The sequence below is a fragment of the Vibrio alfacsensis genome (assembly GCF_019670485.1).
GTDB lineage: Bacteria > Pseudomonadota > Gammaproteobacteria > Enterobacterales > Vibrionaceae > Vibrio > Vibrio alfacsensis.
Map to the genome: position 1 here is coordinate 1,808,158 of NZ_AP024165.1, position 15,883 is coordinate 1,824,040.

Sequence of the window (15,883 nt, forward strand, 5' to 3'; positions counted from 1 at the left end):
CGTACAGTAGAAAGCACTTTGACTGACAGATCACAGCGTCCGCCTACAAATAAAACGGTTCTCGTGGCAGACCTCAATCCCCGATAAGATTATTCATCCATTTGCGGCTTAATATGCGATACAAAGAGACGCCCCATTTGACCAATTCTTCACTTAAAAACAATAAGTAAACCCATTGAGGCTCAACGCCTAAATAGATGGCAGCAAACGCGGCAAGTGGGATGCTGATTATCCACTGGGCAACCAAATCTTGATACAAACAAAACTTAACATCACCACCAGCACGAAGCACACCAACAATCGCCATCATTGGCACAGAACGAAGTACAACGCCTACCGCTAAGATCACCATAAACTGCTCAGCTAAGTGACGCGTTTCTGTTGTCAGTGCACTAAATGCATCCAATATCAATTGATTCGAGATAAGCAGTAATCCAGCGACCACTATCGCTATCAATAAATTCAAGATAACGGTAGCCCACGCTTGGTAATATACCGGGCCATAATTGTTTGCCCCCAACTGATTACCAACCATTACCGCCGCTGCGTTGGACAACCCGATCATCATCGCCAACGCTAAAGATTCGACCGGCGTCATTACCGATAATGCGGCAAGGCCTTGAACCCCTGCCTGCCCCATGATGGCATGATAGGCAAATAAACCACCAGCCCATGCTAAAAAGTTAAACGTCGTCGGAAGAGAAAGCGTAAGGAATCGCTTGATCCTATTTATCACTAAACTGGCGCGAATGTCCTCAAAGCCAAAAGCGATGGTGTGCTGAGTAAACCAAAGATAACCAAACAGGCAACCTACTTCTATTGCGCCACTAATGACCGTCGCAATAGCCGCACCTTTAATTCCCATTGCAGGCAAGCCCAAATGACCAAAAATCAAAACCCAGTTAAGAAATATATTCGAGGCTATACCGATGCCACTGAAAAAGGTACTCAATCCCGGTTGATGCATAGCGCGAAGTCCCACCGCTATACTTGCAACACACGCAACAGCCAACATACTGACGGACGAAATCACCAAGTATTCAGCCCCTAAGTGAATAACTTCGGTTGAATCAGTGGTCAATTTCATGATTGCTTCAGGGAATAAGATAAAGAAGATGACTGTCATCACGGCGAACGCCATCGCAATCATCCAAGTCAGTGACGTACTTTGTCGTACACCTACTTTATTACCTGCCCCCCAGTACTGGGCCGTTAAAAGCGCACCTCCCGTCGTCACGCCAACAAGCATGATAGTGGTAACAAACGTTGCTCTCGCTGCAACACCAACCGCAGCAATCTCCGCTTCCCCCAATTGGCCCAACATCAATACGTCCACTAAGCCTCGGCTAGAGAACATCATGCTTTGGAGTGTAATCGGTAGTGCAATCGCAAACAGTCGTCGCAGGAATGACTTATCCGCATGAGTCAGCAATTGTGAGAAAAAAGTCATGACCACTCCGACGACAACTTATTGATAGAAAGGAGAAAATGTCCCATGATTATACGCAGCGGTGTTTTTTCCACCAGCAATAAAAGGATTTAATATGAAAAAGGTGTTGGTACTTGGGGCTTCCGGCTATATCGGGTCACAACTTCTACCTCAGTTACTCGATAAAGGTTACATTGTCACGGCGGCAGCGCGTCATATTGACTATTTGGAATCGCGAACTCATCCACACCCTAACCTCACACTCACGTATTTAGATCTCGCCGATGCAAAAGCGACGCTAGAAGTCGTGAATGATTTTGATTTGGTGTTCTTCCTCGTGCACGGTATGGCGCAAGGTCACGACTTTGTTGAATACGAATTAAACCTCGCAGAGAACTTCAAAAATGCCCTCGAGAAAAGTCGTGTAGAACACGTTATTTACTTGAGTGCAATTCAGCCTCAAACCGGCAACTCTCAACACTTGGCAGCACGCAAAGCAACGGGAAAAATCATTCGCCAAGCCGGTGTGCCTGTTACTGAACTTCGAGCTGGCGTAATTATCGGTCCCGGTTCTGCGGCATTCGAGATCATGCGTGACTTTGTCTATAACCTGCCGATTCTAATTGCACCTAAATGGGTAGACTCCAAAGCCAACCCAATCGCCCTACCCAACCTCAATCACTATTTGCTTGAATTGGCAGAAACCAAACCAACAGAAAGTGAAATCTATGAAGTTGGCGGGCCGGATACACTAAGTTATCGCGAGCAATTTGAAGTCATTTGTAAGATCACTAAGAAACCTTACCGACTTTGGTCCACGCCACTTCTCACGCCTAAAATGGCCTCTTACTGGTTAGCGCTTGTCACCTCTGTACCAGCCAATATTGGCAAAGCATTACTTGCTGGCTTGGAGCACGACTACATTGCTGATACCAAGGCCATTCACGAACGATTCCCACAAGAGCTCATTAGCTACAAGCAATCCGTTACAGACACCATCGCAATGGAAGGGACTTTTGTCCGCAGTAACGTTTGGGGATTTGAACCAGCAGCACTCAAACGTTGGCAACCAGGCTACGGGTACTATCCAAAACATGCGGGAGCAAGCATCAAGACAAAAGCCTCTGCAGAATCACTTTGGAATGTCGCGCAAAAGATCGGGAGCCCTGAAAAAGGTTATTACTTTGCTAACATTCTTTGGCGCACCCGAGAATGGCTCGATATCTTCTTTGGTGGTGGGAAGCCCATTCGAGTATCCCCTGAAGGCCCCAAACTCAAGGTGGGAGATTTCATTGACTCCTGGAAAGTCATTCGCTGTGAAGAAAATCAATTCCTCTCACTGTTTTTCGGTATGAAAGGCCCAGGGCTTGGTCGTTTAGAAATCACCATCAAAGATCATGGTGAAGAACGAGAGCTCGACATCACTGCATGGTGGCATCCACAAGGCTTTTTAGGGCTACTCTATTGGTTTGCCATGATGCCGGCGCACTTATTTATCTTTAAAGGCATGGTCAAAGCTATAACGAGAGAAGCGGAAAATACGCCCAACTAAAGATCTCTGCTCACACAATTGTTTTCGTCTTCAAACAGCACTGATCAACTAGGTTTCCGGTTCGAACATGAAACGACAATCTACGGCAATAAACGGCGGATATGTTCGAGATGGACAAGCACTTCTTGTTTGTCATATAACGTATCCGCTTTTTTGCTTGTGCTCTCTCGCACCACCAGATGAACAGGCAACATTTCAGAAACGACACTTTCACCTTTTTCCATTTGATTAAGAACTAACTTAACCGCTTTTCGGCCAAGCTCATTGAAGTCTTGCTTGATTGTCGTCAAAGGGGGAGAAAAGAATTGGCTATCTTGAATACCGTCGAATCCGACAACAGATACTGTCTTAGGTACTTTAACGCCCGCTTCTGACAAAGCACATAAAACGCCTAATGCCATTTGATCATTCGCGACCAAAACCGCATCAAATGACACTCCTTTCAAGAGCGCATCTTTGACAGCATGGTAACCACTGTTCGCTTGCCAATCTCCCTCGTAATAGGCCACTTCCTGAAGCCCATTTTGATGAATTTGCCTCTGCCACTCTTTATAACGAATCGAAGAAGCCGTCGAAGCAATGGGCCCAGATATACAAATAAATGAATCGCGTTTTTGCTCAATTAAATGCTGTACGGCTAATCTTGCTCCGACTTGGTGATCACAACTAATATGATTGGCTTGCGTCTTTTCAGGTACATCAATAAACATCAACGTCAATTGACTAAACTGTTCAATGAGGGTTTCTGCCATTTCTTTCGTGACAGGTGCATTAATGATGACTGCGTCAACTTGCTGTGCAATCAATTCGCGAATCGCCATTCGAAACTCTTCAATAGAATTGTCACCAAGCACCGCAAGCGCGGTAGCATAATTCATTTCGTGAGCTTGATTACGAACCCCATTCGCAATGAGTGCCACCCCATGCAAAGAAATATCCAAAGACACTAGGCCGATAATACGTGACGAAGCCCTACTGAGCATTTGTGCACCTTTATTGGGTACGTAACCCAATTTTTTGATGGCATCATTTACGCGCTTTCGAGTTTCCTCCGCGACGTTATCAGCGCCATTCGTTACTCTAGATACGGTTTGAGTAGATACCCCTGCTAAACGTGCGACGTCTTTAAAAGTAACGGCCAACGCTCTCTCCTAGTCGATTTTATTTCTATTCTTCTTACTTTAACAAATTCAATGAAACTTTCTCGTGAAGCATGTCGTAAAAACACCAAAAAATGTTTCCGAAAACACAAGATCTAGCACACAAAAATCAACTCCACAACCTGCTTAAAATCACAAAATATAGGCTTAACAATCGATTTAGTTCCAGATGAGCGCATCATTACTTCAAATTATATGTTTGCGAAAACAGAGAAATATGATGCAGAAAATTGTTCACTTAAAATCCAAGAATCACAGCATGATCATTAAAGTCGATCGTGTACCAGAAATTCTTCATTGGGGCGTAAAAATCGCTCAAATTGATCCTGATTTATTGCTTTCGACAGAGCGTCCAATTTCTCAAGCCCGCCTTGATGTCGATGTACCGTTATCACTCTGCCCTGAGTTAGGCAGCGGTCACTTTAATGCCCCAGGTATCGAGGGGCATCGCAATGGCGAAGACTGGGCTCCCGTGTTCACAACCACATCCATTGAACACGATGACAACAGCGCGACATTTACCCTGCAAGATGACATTGCTGGTCTTGAATTATTGATTGAGCTACAACTGGACTTTAACAGTGATGTGGTACAAAAACGCATCACCGTAACAAACTCGACTGCCGGTGAGTATTGCTTGGGTAAGCTCTCCTCTACCCTGCCACTTCCTAACCATGCAAACGAGCTGATGACGTTCCACGGTCGCTGGTGTCATGAGTTTCAAACTCAGCGTTTGAGCTTTGAGCATGGTGGCTTTATGCAAGAAAACCGTCGCGGTCGCACTTCTCACGAAAACTTCCCAGGCTTGTTCGCGGGCACTCATGGCTTTAGTGAACAATTGGGGCAGGTTTGGGGCTTCCATCTTGGTTGGAGTGGTAACCACCAACTTCGTGCCGACGTTCGCAGTGACGGTCGCCGCTTTGTTCAAGCAGGTGAACTGCTACTGTCTGGTGAAAAGCGTCTACAAAGCGGTGAAACCTATCAATCGCCATGGCTTTACGCGACATACAGTAACTCGGGTTTGAATGGAATATCAGAGCGATTCCACGAATTTGTTCGTGCCAATATTATTCAATTTCCAAACAACAAACCTCGCCCTGTTCACTTAAACACGTGGGAAGGCATCTACTTCGAGCACAAACCTGAATACATCATGCAGATGGCAACCGAAGCGGCTGAAATGGGTGTTGAGCGCTTCATCATCGACGATGGTTGGTTCATTGGTCGTGATGGCGAACGCGCAGCGCTTGGTGACTGGTATTTGGATGAAACGAAGTACCCGAATGGTCTTGAGCCTGTCATCGAGCACGTAAACAGCAAAGGCATGGAGTTTGGTCTTTGGGTAGAGCCAGAGATGGTCAGCCAAGACTCAAACCTATATCGCCAACATCCAAATTGGGTATTGAGTCTGCAAGGCTACCATCAACCTTCAGGTCGCTGGCAATACGTGTTGGATTTGCAAAACCAAGATTGCTTCAACTACTTGTTTGAGCGTTTGAATGACTTGCTGACTCGCTACAACATCGGCTACCTAAAATGGGATATGAACCGTGAATTGGTTCAACCAGGGCATCAAGGTAAACCTGCTGTGCATGGCCAAACTAAAGCACTTTACCGCCTATTAGACGAACTTCAAGCCGCTCACCCTGCGGTTGAAATTGAGTCTTGCTCATCCGGTGGTGGTCGTATTGATTTTGAAATCCTTAAACGGACTCACCGTTTCTGGGCTTCTGATTGTAACGATGCGCTGGAACGTCAAGCCATTCAACGCGGCATGAGCTACTTCTTCCCACCTGAAGTCATGGGCGCTCACATTGGTCCTGCAGAGTGTCACTCAACCAATCGTCGCCATGCGATCAACATGCGTGGCGTGACGGCGTTAAGTGGTCACATGGGTGTGGAGCTCGATCCAGTAAAAGAAAGCGCGGAAGAAAAACAAGCGTTTGCTCATTACATTCAACTGCATAAACAGTATCGCGATTTGCTTCATTCTGGACGTACTTTCCGCATCGATCCTGCGGATCAAAACCAGAACATCTATGGCGTTGAGAACGGACAAGAGATGCTGATTACGGTGTGTCAGTTGGCAATGCCAAATCATGCGCTGCCATCTCCACTTCGCGTTAGCTGTGCGGATGAAACCGCCCGTTACGAAGTCAAGATTGTTGAAATGCCAAAAACCAGCTTCCAGTTGATGAAGCAACGTCCGCAATGGCTAGACAAAACCCTGACGTTAAGTGGCGATAACTTAAAGGAAATTGGGGTGACGCTTCCGATTCTCGATCCAGAATCGGCGCTAATTGTTCATCTTAAGAAAATTTAAACCTCTATCTGTGCCCTCTAGCGACCGGGTTTCAACTTTGCGTTGTTCCTGATAAAACACTCCTATACGCGCTAGAGGGACACCCTACAACTAACAAGCAAAACTTAATTGCTTAACTTGTTAAGGAAACAAAATGTCTATTACAGTATTACTTTCGTTCTTGCTGTTTACAGGCTTTGTTGTGGTGTTCACTTACAGCAAAGTTAAAAACGATAAAAACACCTCTCAAGATGGCTTCTTCCTTGGTGGACGAAGCTTAACAGGCGGGCTGATTGCCAGCTCCTTGATTCTAACCAACCTGAGTGCCACCAGCTTTGTTGGTATGAGTGCGCAATCCTACACCCACAACATGAGTGTGATGGGCTGGGAAGTGGCCTCTGGTGTTACACTGGTTATCATTGCGCTGCTGCTTGTTCCTCGCTACCTCAAGCAAGGCATCACCACTATTCCTGACTTTTTAGAAAGCCGCTATGACATGTCGGTGAAGAAGTTCGTTACCCTGTTGTTCTTGTGCCAATACGTTATCAACATTCTTCCTACCACGCTTTACGCTGGCGCTGTGGTACTGGGCGAAATCTTTGATGTGCAAGCTTTACTGGGTATTTCTGAGTTCAGCTCGATTGCCCTTATTTCTGCCACTATTGGTTTGCTGGGTTTCTTCTACGCGATCTACGGCGGTCTAAAAGCCGTGGTAATTGCTGATACCATCAACGGCGTAGGCTTGATTACTGGCGGTTTGATGATCCCGGTATTTGGTCTAATGGCTCTGGGCGGTGGCAACTTTATGGACGGTCTAGATGTGATTTTGACTGCTGCTCCTGAAAAATTGCAATCGGTGGGTAAAGAGACCGATCCACTGCCGTTCTCTACCCTGTTCACAGGTCTATTGTTGGTGAACTTGTACTACTGGGGTACTGACCAATCCATTATCCAACGTGCACTTGGCGCGAAAAACCTGAAAGAAGGTCAGAAAGGTGTGATTCTCGCGGGTGCGATAAAAGTTATCTCTCCACTGTTCCTTATCATTCCAGGCATCATTGCGTTCCACATGTTTGGCGCAGATGCGGGCAACCCAGATACCATGTACACACGCTTGGTGAACGAGGTATTGCCTAAGCCTCTTGTTGGTTTCTTCGTAGCGGTCATGTTCGGCGCCATCCTAAGTACCTTTAACGGTGTACTAAACAGCTCAACAACCTTGTTTGCTTTGAACGTTTACAAGCCATTATTTGGCAAAGACAAATCTGACGAAGAGCTCGTGGGTAAAGGTCAGATATTCGGGATTGTTATCGCGATCGTTTCAGTATGTATTTCGCCGTTCATCATGTATGCACCTGAGGGGCTATTCCAATACCTACAAATGGTCGCAGGCTTCTTTAGTGTGCCAATCTTTACTATCGTGTTCGTTGGTTACATCTCTAAACGTGTTCCTGCAATTGCCGCAAAAGTCGCACTGGTTGTATTTGTGAGTTCTTACGCTGCGATGCAATTGGTCTTCGATACACCAATCCACTTCCTACATCAATTAGCGATTCTATTCGTTGTGTGTACGGCTCTGATGTTTGCGATTGGTCACTTCATGCCACGTGATACAGATTACGTGATGCCAGTGAATGAGAGTATCGATGTAACACCTTGGACATTCCGCTTTGAAGCGTCAGCGGTCATCATCTACATGGTATTGGGGGCTTATGTGATGTTCTCAGACTTCGGCTTTGTCTCAAGCGATCCGACCATCATGCAAGTGTACGGCTTCTGTGGTGTGGTTTTGATGTTTGGCGTCATCTCTAACTACTTCATCAAGCGTAGAAAGAACAAACCTGTCACTAAGCTCAATGACATGTATATGCCTTAATAAGCCGCTTATTAATAGACAAAAATCTCGTGAATAAAAAATCGGAGCGCTGCTCCGATTTTTATTGGATATAATGATAAGCGAATTATTCCGCTTTGAATGACAATGGAATCTCTGCGAGCTGATTCCCCTGGTTCTCAGGGAATATCAAATACTCACCGTGGTATTTCACCATCGACTTATAATCCGTCACTTTATGAACCATAAAGCCTGCCTGAGATGCTTTCTCAACAAAATCTGCATGGTTGCCACGGACAAACCAACTCATTGGTTTCACCATGCGCTCACCATCAAAGCAGTTGTCACATTGATCCGCACACAATGCCAACGAATTTTGACCCTCGGTGAAAATTTGCACCTTGCCAAAACCAATCAGCGGTTCAGATGTCGATACTTCCCAACCTTCTTGCTCAATCTTGTCAAGAAACGCATCAATTTCAGAGTCTTTAATCACTCTGCTTTCTTGCCCCTCAGGGAAGCAGTGTGCGTAGTATGCTGAAATACGTTTGAAGATAAACAGCAAACCTGCATCGTTACCTTTTGAGCGCCCCGCTTTTTGCCAGCGAGTGAGATCGCCTAGAACACAGCGATCAAATCGCTGAGCTTTTAGCGCTTTGGTTACCCAGCGAACCAAGTATAAGTTATTGGCTATTGGTGCATTCGCCAGTTTTCCAGAGCGATGTTCCTGCTCAAGTTCACTCAGAGCCGCATTAACCAAGTTTTGAATTTCTGTGGTGTAATTAGACATTACGCCTTTCTTCCTAAAGTCCAATAAAACAGTGCAGAAAGCACTGAACAAGCAAACATAACAATAATCATTGGCCAAGCAACGCCATCTGGTAAAGAAGCGACCAGAACACCAATCAATGATCCCATACCAAAGCGCAGTGTTCCTGCTAAAGAAGATGCCGTGCCAGCCATAGTCGGATAGCCACTTAACAACAAGGCCATAGAGTTACTGCCGATCGTCGACAAAGTGCCAATAAACAGCACAACAAACGGCACCATACCCCACAAACCAAGGCCAAGCGACCAACCTAAGAATAGACCGATACCCGCGGTTAATTGCACGAATAAGCCAAAACGAAGCATCGCGTGCGATCCTACTTTCTTAACTAATCGGCCATTAATGCTGGTCATCACGATCATTGCCACGATGTTCAAGCCAAACAGATAACCAAAATGGTCAGGTCGAACACCATACAAATCAATGTATACAAACGCACCAGCAGTTAGGAAAGCAAACATACCTGAAAACGAAAATGCGCCAGACAACATGAGACCTAACGCCTGCGGGTTAGCACACAAACGAACATAATTTCGAATCGTTGTGGCAAATCTTAATGGCTGTCGGTTTTCTGGTTTTAGCGTTTCAGGGATTTTCCACAACACAAGCAAAATAACAATCACGGCAAACGCAGCCAATACCCAAAAAATTGAGCGCCAACCAAACCAAATAGCGAGGTAACCACCAATCAAAGGAGCCACTAGCGGTGCGATCGTAATAACCAATGTTACGAACGACATGGTTCGTGCAAAATCTTCACGATCGAACATATCACGAACAATTGCTTGAATAATCACAGCAGCAGCTGCACCAGCAAAACCTTGCGCAGTACGCACATACGTTAACGCATCAATACCATTTGTAGTCGCACTGACCACGGCAGCCAAACCAAAAAAGAGCACACCTAAAATGAGTACTGGTCGGCGGCCATAGCTGTCTGCTAAAGGGCCATGAATCAGCTGACCAAGCGCAAATCCTGCCGTATATGCAGTCAGTGTAATTTGTACTTCACCAGCCGTCACACCTAAATCTTTGGCAATGGTTGGCATCGCTGGTAAGTACATGTCGATGGCAAGGGGCGTTAACGCACCAATCGCGCCAAGTACGAGAAATAACAAGAAACTGAGTTGTGATTGGGGAGCGCTTTGGGCTTTTTCTGCCATTCGTTTACCTCTTGTAGAGTCTCACATCAATATATCGAACTGATTGAGACCGATGATTTACTCTCCACCAAGGTTTGCCACGCTGCACGTTTAAATTGCGAAAACGAGACGGACAACATATGGCAAAACCAAAACTCGTGTTCCTACGAGTAAGGGGGAATACAGTGGTGCAAAAGTATACCAAGAAGACCTTGATTAACTCGACGCCAGGACTTGCATGACCATTATGCAATAAAATTTATTGAGCAAGATCAGTATCATTACGGGGCATAATGATACCCCGTATTCTTTCTGTAAGATTACTTCCAGATAGATTCGACTTCTTCTTCGGTCAAGTAGCGATAATCGCCCGGTTCTAATGCTTCATCTAACACAATCGAACCAATGCGCTCGCGATGAAGATAATCAACCTTGTTACCGAGTGCAGCAAACATACGTTTCACTTGGTGATATTTACCCTCAACAATCGTTAACAACACTTCATTTTCTGCTTCGTTAACAATCTCTAAATGAGCAGGTAGCGTAGCGTCACGTTCATTACGTAATTCGATGCCTTGCGCAAATTTTTCTACGTAATCAGGCTCAATGGCATCTGCCAACCAAACTCGGTATGTTTTCTCACACTTGTGTTTTGGCGAAGTAATACGGTGAGACCATTGACCATCGTCCGTAATAAGAACCAAACCTGTTGTGTCCACATCTAAACGGCCAGCAAAGTGCAAGTTTTCAACCTTTGGCTCATCAAGCAAAACAAAGGCCGTTTGGTTAAAGCCATCTTCATGCGAACACACAAAATCCGCTGGCTTGTACAACATGATGTAACGTGGGCCTGGAACACCCACTTTGCGTCCATCCCATTCTACAACACTATTTTCTGGCACTTTAAATGCACCACTCTTTTGCACTTCACCATCAACCGTCACTTCGCCACTTTTGATGATTTTTGTAGCCTGCTTGCGAGTTGCACCCAAACCATCGCACAAATATTTATCTAAACGCATGAATACCTCATTGAATTATGCCCAAGTGACCTCTTACAACTCTTGATGTACGCCATCGAAAAGTCGCTAGGTATATGCACTTAAAAGTCACTTGGGTATAAAAGTCAGGTATTATAGCTATCCTCGTAAGAATAGTTGAGCAATTTCACAGATTTTCATGTACACCCTACGCCCATACCAAGCCGACTCAGTAAAAGCGGTGATTCACTATTTTCGTAAACACACGACACCCGCGGTTATCGTGCTGCCTACTGGCGCAGGTAAAAGCTTAGTTATTGCCGAACTCGCACGACTTGCTAAAGGGCGTGTTTTAGTGCTTGCTCATGTAAAAGAACTCGTCGAGCAAAACCATGCCAAGTACGAGGGTTATGGTTTACATGGTTCTATATTTTCTGCAGGTCTAGGAAGAAAAGAGACCGAACAACAAGTGGTGTTTGCCTCCGTCCAATCTGTCGTACGCAATTTAGATGCGTTTAAAAACCAATTTTCACTGCTTGTGATCGACGAATGCCATCGCGTTCCAGAAGACAAAAACAGCAGTTACCAAAAAGTCATTACGCATTTAAGTGAGCTTAATCCGGGCATTAAAGTGCTTGGGTTAACTGCGACACCTTATCGCTTAGGGATGGGGTGGCTATATCAATACCACACTCGTGGTCAGGTTCGCACAGAAGAACCTCGATTTTTCCGTGATTGCATCTTCGAACTTCCGATTCGCTACTTATTGGATGAGAACTTCTTAACACCGGCCAGAATGATGGATGCGCCAATCTTGTCCTACGACTTTTCTCAACTCAAACCCACCATTGCCGGAAGATATAAAGAAGCCGAAATGGACATGGTCATCGACAAAGCCAAACGAGCCACTCCTCAGATTGTCGAACAGATCATACAATACGCAGAAGCACGTAAAGGAGTCATGATCTTCGCTGCGACGGTTCGACACGCACAAGAGATTTTTGGGCTGCTCCCACCGGGTGAAACCGCCATTGTTATTGGTGATACACCTACACCGGAGCGCGATGCGATCATTCAATCGTTCAAAAATCGCGAGATAAAATACTTGGTTAATGTATCCGTTCTTACAACGGGATTCGATGCGCCACACGTTGATTTAATAGCAATTTTGCGCCCCACAGAGTCCGTCAGTCTATATCAACAAATTGTTGGCCGTGGCTTACGTTTGTCCGAGGGGAAAACGGAATGTTTGGTGTTAGACTATGCTGGTAATAGCTACGATTTATATCAGCCAGAAGTGGGCGACCCTAAGCCAGATTCCTCTAGCGAGATCATCACCATCCCCTGCCCCGCGTGCGGATTTAACAATAACTTCTGGGGTAAGTTAGACAGTAATGGCTTTCTGATAGAACATTTTGGTCGTCGTTGCCAAGGCTACTTTGAAGATGATGAAACCGGAGAGCGCGAACACTGCGGCTATCGATTCAGAGCTAAATACTGTGGAGAGTGCGGCGCAGACAATGACATCGCTGCACGAATTTGCCATGAATGTGACGCAACATTGGTTGACCCCGACAAGAAACTCAAAGAAGCCCTTAACCTCAAAGACGCGTTAATCTTCGAATGCACGGAAATGGAACTGTCTGTGTTTAAATCAAACGATGGCAAGTCGCAAGTAAAAGTGACCTATTCTGGTGAAACGTACCAAGGTGAGGGAAATGCACTGGTCCATGAATTCTGGTCATTAAATACCAAAAAACAGAAACAAGCATTCAAAGATCAATTTGTTCGCCCTCATCTAGCGGATAAGCATCGCCCATTTGAAGAAGCATCACCGACTAAAGTTGTTGCCAATCAGCATCGTTTCCGCTTGCCGCAGTTTGTTATCGCTCGAAAGTCAGGACGATTTTGGAAGTTGCGCGACAAAATATTTCATGATGAACTAAATATTGGCTGACCTAAAAATGCGGTTCACTTTCTGTTCATATACCTCTCATTATAATTGCGTTAACTCTTAGAAAAAGGCTTTGCTATGTCACGCTTCCTCGTCGCTCGTAAGCTCATCATGCTGTTAGGTTTAGTACCGCTTTTATTGTCTACCCCGAGCTTTGCTTCTCATCATCATCACGATAACGAAGATGGGCATGCCATCGTACGTGACGTAGAAAAGCCCGGTACCAGAATTGAATTCGACGAAGACCAAGATGAAGTCTATCGCGCGGTTCAAAAAGGCTATATTCGCCCATTTTCTGAAATGTATAAAGCGGTGGAAAACGACCTCTATGGACGTATTATTAAGGTTGAGCTTGAAGAAGACGATGATGAGTGGATTTATGAACTCAAAATTCTGTTCAATGACAGCGTGATAAAAGTGGAATATGACGCGGCAACACTAGAGATGTTAGAGATTAAAGGTCGCAACTTTAATAAAGCACTCAAGCGACATTAAGCGTGCAAAACTCTAAGCATGCCCAAAAAGCTAGGTATGCAAAAAACCGGAGCATGCAAGAGTGTTAAGTACGCAAAAGACTAAGCATGTAAAGAACTAAGCATGCAAAGCACTAAATGTACATAGCTGCAACGGCCAGAAAATTAGATTAATAAAAAACAATTAGAAGAACGATTATGAAAATACTTGTTGTCGAAGACGAGCCTCGCCTAGGCGAACAAATTATTGAATCATTAGAAAACAACGGTTGGGTACCTGAGCTTTCTCAGGACGGTATCGATGCACTTTATCGTGCTACCTCCGAAGAATGGGATGCCATTGTTCTCGACCTTGGTTTGCCAAAGCTAGACGGTCTAACCGTGCTAAAAGGCATTCGAGACGAAAACATCAATACGCCTGTTGTGATTTTAAGTGCTCGTGACACCCTTTCCCAACGCGTCGAGGGTTTAAATGCAGGAGCCGATGATTATCTCACCAAACCTTTTGAAATGGTCGAACTCACCGCTCGTCTTCGAGCTCAATTGCGTCGAGCTTCCGGCAATGCCTCTCCTGTGATGCAAATCGGTGATTTAAGTTTGGATACCCGCTCTTCAAAAGTATTGTGGCAAGGTCAAGCAATCAGTCTTACTGCTCTTGAATACAAAGTCGTGGCGTACTTCATGCACAATCCTGAAAAGGTCATCTCACGAACTGAACTCGTAGAGCACATCTATAAACAAGATTTTGACCGTGACTCAAATACGATTGAAGTCTTTATAGGCCGCATCCGTAAGAAAATTGCACCTAAAATCATTAAAACGGTTCGTGGACTAGGGTACCAATTGAATGCCGAATAAAAGAGCCCTCAACCACCATAGGCTCCCGATGCATTTACTTAAGCGGCTTAGTATTAAAAGCCGCTTAGTTTTGGCGGCAGTCGTGTGGCTGACCGCAATGATCCTGGCTGCTGGTGTGACAATTCCCACTCAGGTTTACCATTACATGGTAGACGACACTCGCTCCCAACTGAATGTCTACATGGATGAGATTGCTGCTCAACTCGAAGTCGACAGCAAAGGTCAACTCACTCTCTCTACGCAACTTTCTGATCCAAGATTCAGCCGCCCTTACAGTGGTCTTTACTGGAGTGCTTCCACCAAAACGAGCCTAGAACGTTCGCGTTCACTATGGGATAAGAAAATTGAGTACAAAGGATTGGATAAAAACGCCTTTGGCGCGCGTGATGAAAAACTCATCACGTTAAAAAAGACCCTTTATCTACCTGATTATGATGGCCCAATTAATGCCATTATCGGCATTGACGAAGACCCGATTGAGCACACCATTCAATCTTTAACAGGGCAGCTTTGGATCATTTTAGGATTGCTGTTTGCTGGTGTACTTGCGGTTATCTTGCTGCAAATCGCGTGGTCATTAAGCCCACTAACTAAGCTGCAACGTGAATTGGCAGAGCTGAAATCCGGTAACAAAAAAGGTTTGGAAGAAGAGTATCCGAAAGAGATATCGCCTTTGATTTCTGACCTCAATGCCCTGCTCTTTCACTATCAAGAGCTGCTAGAGCGAGCTCGAAACCATGCGGGAAACTTATCTCACGCCTTGAAGACGCCGCTTTCTGTCTTGAAAAATGAAGTACAAACCTTATCGACTGAAGAACAAGATCGACTGAACGCGCCAATTACTCAGATTCAACAACATATTGATTATCACTTAGGTCGTGCCCGAATGGCGGGTTCAATGAATATTCTATCTGTAACATCAAACCCCTCAGAACGCGTGGATGCGATTTCAATGGCATTCGACAAAGTGTATGCATATCGCGACATCACACTGATTAACGAACTTGATTCTGAGTTAAATGTCGCCGTAGAGAAAACCGATCTGGATGAAATGGTGGGTAACTTACTTGAAAATGGTTACAAGTGGGCAAACAGCATCATTCGTGTTCACTCCACGCTAGACAAAGACAACATTCACATCATCATTGAAGACGATGGGCCGGGTATTCCCGCAGAGCAGTTGTGCAAAGTAATCAAACGTGGTTATCGATTAGATGAAACAACTCCAGGTTCTGGATTAGGTTTGAATATTGTAAGCGAAATGGCACATAGCTATCGTGGGCAACTTAAGCTTTCAGAAAGCAAAATGGGTGGTTTAAGATCCACTTTGATTCTGCAAAAGAGCCGTAGTCAGTCCAAACAATGAAACG

The 15,883-nt window shown here is 45.1% G+C and carries 12 protein-coding genes; 7 read left to right on the forward strand and 5 right to left on the reverse strand.

What is annotated here, in order from left to right; genetic code table 11:
* Positions 1-73 precede the first annotated feature (73 nt).
* Positions 74-1,450, reverse strand: coding sequence for an MATE family efflux transporter (locus VA249_RS08405; RefSeq protein ID WP_221067667.1), 1,377 nt, complete (start codon positions 1,448-1,450; stop codon positions 74-76).
* Between the two features lie 94 nt (positions 1,451-1,544).
* Between VA249_RS08405 and VA249_RS08410 the strand changes: the two genes are divergently transcribed.
* Positions 1,545-2,981: a DUF2867 domain-containing protein gene (locus VA249_RS08410; RefSeq protein WP_221067668.1), complete on the forward strand. Its 1,437-nt coding sequence runs from the start codon at positions 1,545-1,547 to the stop codon at positions 2,979-2,981.
* 80 nt (positions 2,982-3,061) lie between these two features.
* Here VA249_RS08410 and VA249_RS08415 read toward each other — a convergent pair whose 3' ends face one another.
* Positions 3,062-4,123 (reverse strand): LacI family DNA-binding transcriptional regulator, encoded by a 1,062-nt coding sequence (locus tag VA249_RS08415; protein ID WP_221067669.1) that lies wholly within the window; start codon positions 4,121-4,123, stop codon positions 3,062-3,064.
* Positions 4,124-4,361: 238 nt separating this feature from the next.
* Here VA249_RS08415 and VA249_RS08420 point away from each other — a divergent pair, with 238 nt between their 5' ends.
* Positions 4,362-6,464, forward strand: coding sequence for an alpha-galactosidase (locus VA249_RS08420; protein WP_221069904.1), 2,103 nt, complete (start codon positions 4,362-4,364; stop codon positions 6,462-6,464).
* Positions 6,465-6,597: 133 nt separating this feature from the next.
* On the forward strand, positions 6,598-8,319 hold the full coding sequence (locus VA249_RS08425; protein ID WP_221067670.1) for a solute:sodium symporter family transporter: 1,722 nt from the start codon (positions 6,598-6,600) through the stop codon (positions 8,317-8,319).
* An 85-nt stretch (positions 8,320-8,404) separates the two neighbouring features.
* Here the strand turns inward: VA249_RS08425 and VA249_RS08430 are convergent, their stop codons facing one another.
* From VA249_RS08430 to rsuA, 3 genes are all read right to left on the reverse strand, one after another.
* Positions 8,405-9,067 (reverse strand): DUF2913 family protein, encoded by a 663-nt coding sequence (locus tag VA249_RS08430; RefSeq protein WP_221067671.1) that lies wholly within the window; start codon positions 9,065-9,067, stop codon positions 8,405-8,407.
* Positions 9,067-10,269 (reverse strand): Bcr/CflA family multidrug efflux MFS transporter, encoded by a 1,203-nt coding sequence (locus VA249_RS08435; RefSeq protein WP_128810690.1) that lies wholly within the window; start codon positions 10,267-10,269, stop codon positions 9,067-9,069. Before VA249_RS08435 ends, VA249_RS08430 begins: the two co-directional genes overlap by 1 nt.
* Positions 10,270-10,568: 299 nt before the next feature.
* Positions 10,569-11,270: a 16S rRNA pseudouridine(516) synthase RsuA gene (gene rsuA, locus VA249_RS08440; RefSeq protein ID WP_221067672.1), complete on the reverse strand. Its 702-nt coding sequence runs from the start codon at positions 11,268-11,270 to the stop codon at positions 10,569-10,571.
* A gap of 157 nt (positions 11,271-11,427) precedes the next feature.
* On the opposite strand from rsuA, the gene radD reads away from it, so the two are divergent.
* From radD to VA249_RS08460, 4 genes are all read left to right on the forward strand, one after another.
* Entirely contained in the window at positions 11,428-13,185 is a 1,758-nt protein-coding gene (gene radD / locus VA249_RS08445) for a DNA repair helicase RadD (protein WP_221067673.1), read from the forward strand.
* A gap of 75 nt (positions 13,186-13,260) precedes the next feature.
* A complete protein-coding gene (locus tag VA249_RS08450) occupies positions 13,261-13,677 on the forward strand; it encodes a PepSY domain-containing protein (protein WP_221067674.1) in 417 nt (138 codons plus the stop codon).
* A gap of 176 nt (positions 13,678-13,853) precedes the next feature.
* Entirely contained in the window at positions 13,854-14,513 is a 660-nt protein-coding gene (locus VA249_RS08455) for a response regulator transcription factor (RefSeq protein WP_128810687.1), read from the forward strand.
* Positions 14,503-15,879 carry an ATP-binding protein gene (locus VA249_RS08460; RefSeq protein WP_221067675.1) on the forward strand — a complete coding sequence of 459 codons (1,377 nt, stop codon included), beginning with the start codon at positions 14,503-14,505 and terminating at the stop codon, positions 15,877-15,879. The genes VA249_RS08455 and VA249_RS08460 overlap by 11 nt, the downstream gene beginning before the upstream one ends.
* Positions 15,880-15,883 lie beyond the last annotated feature (4 nt).

Excerpts from the sequence above, each read along its gene's own strand:
- VA249_RS08405 (WP_221067667.1), bottom strand. The coding sequence starts at position 1,450 with ATGACTTTTTTCTCACAATTGCTGACTCATGCGGATAAGTCATTCCTG.
- VA249_RS08410 (WP_221067668.1), top strand. The coding sequence starts at position 1,545 with ATGAAAAAGGTGTTGGTACTTGGGGCTTCCGGCTATATCGGGTCACAA.
- VA249_RS08420 (WP_221069904.1), top strand. The coding sequence starts at position 4,362 with ATGCAGAAAATTGTTCACTTAAAATCCAAGAATCACAGCATGATCATT.
- VA249_RS08425 (WP_221067670.1), top strand. The coding sequence starts at position 6,598 with ATGTCTATTACAGTATTACTTTCGTTCTTGCTGTTTACAGGCTTTGTT.
- VA249_RS08430 (WP_221067671.1), bottom strand. The coding sequence starts at position 9,067 with ATGTCTAATTACACCACAGAAATTCAAAACTTGGTTAATGCGGCTCTG.
- VA249_RS08435 (WP_128810690.1), bottom strand. The coding sequence starts at position 10,269 with ATGGCAGAAAAAGCCCAAAGCGCTCCCCAATCACAACTCAGTTTCTTG.
- rsuA (WP_221067672.1), bottom strand. The coding sequence starts at position 11,270 with ATGCGTTTAGATAAATATTTGTGCGATGGTTTGGGTGCAACTCGCAAG.
- radD (WP_221067673.1), top strand. The coding sequence starts at position 11,428 with ATGTACACCCTACGCCCATACCAAGCCGACTCAGTAAAAGCGGTGATT.
- VA249_RS08450 (WP_221067674.1), top strand. The coding sequence starts at position 13,261 with ATGTCACGCTTCCTCGTCGCTCGTAAGCTCATCATGCTGTTAGGTTTA.
- VA249_RS08455 (WP_128810687.1), top strand. The coding sequence starts at position 13,854 with ATGAAAATACTTGTTGTCGAAGACGAGCCTCGCCTAGGCGAACAAATT.
- VA249_RS08460 (WP_221067675.1), top strand. The coding sequence starts at position 14,503 with ATGCCGAATAAAAGAGCCCTCAACCACCATAGGCTCCCGATGCATTTA.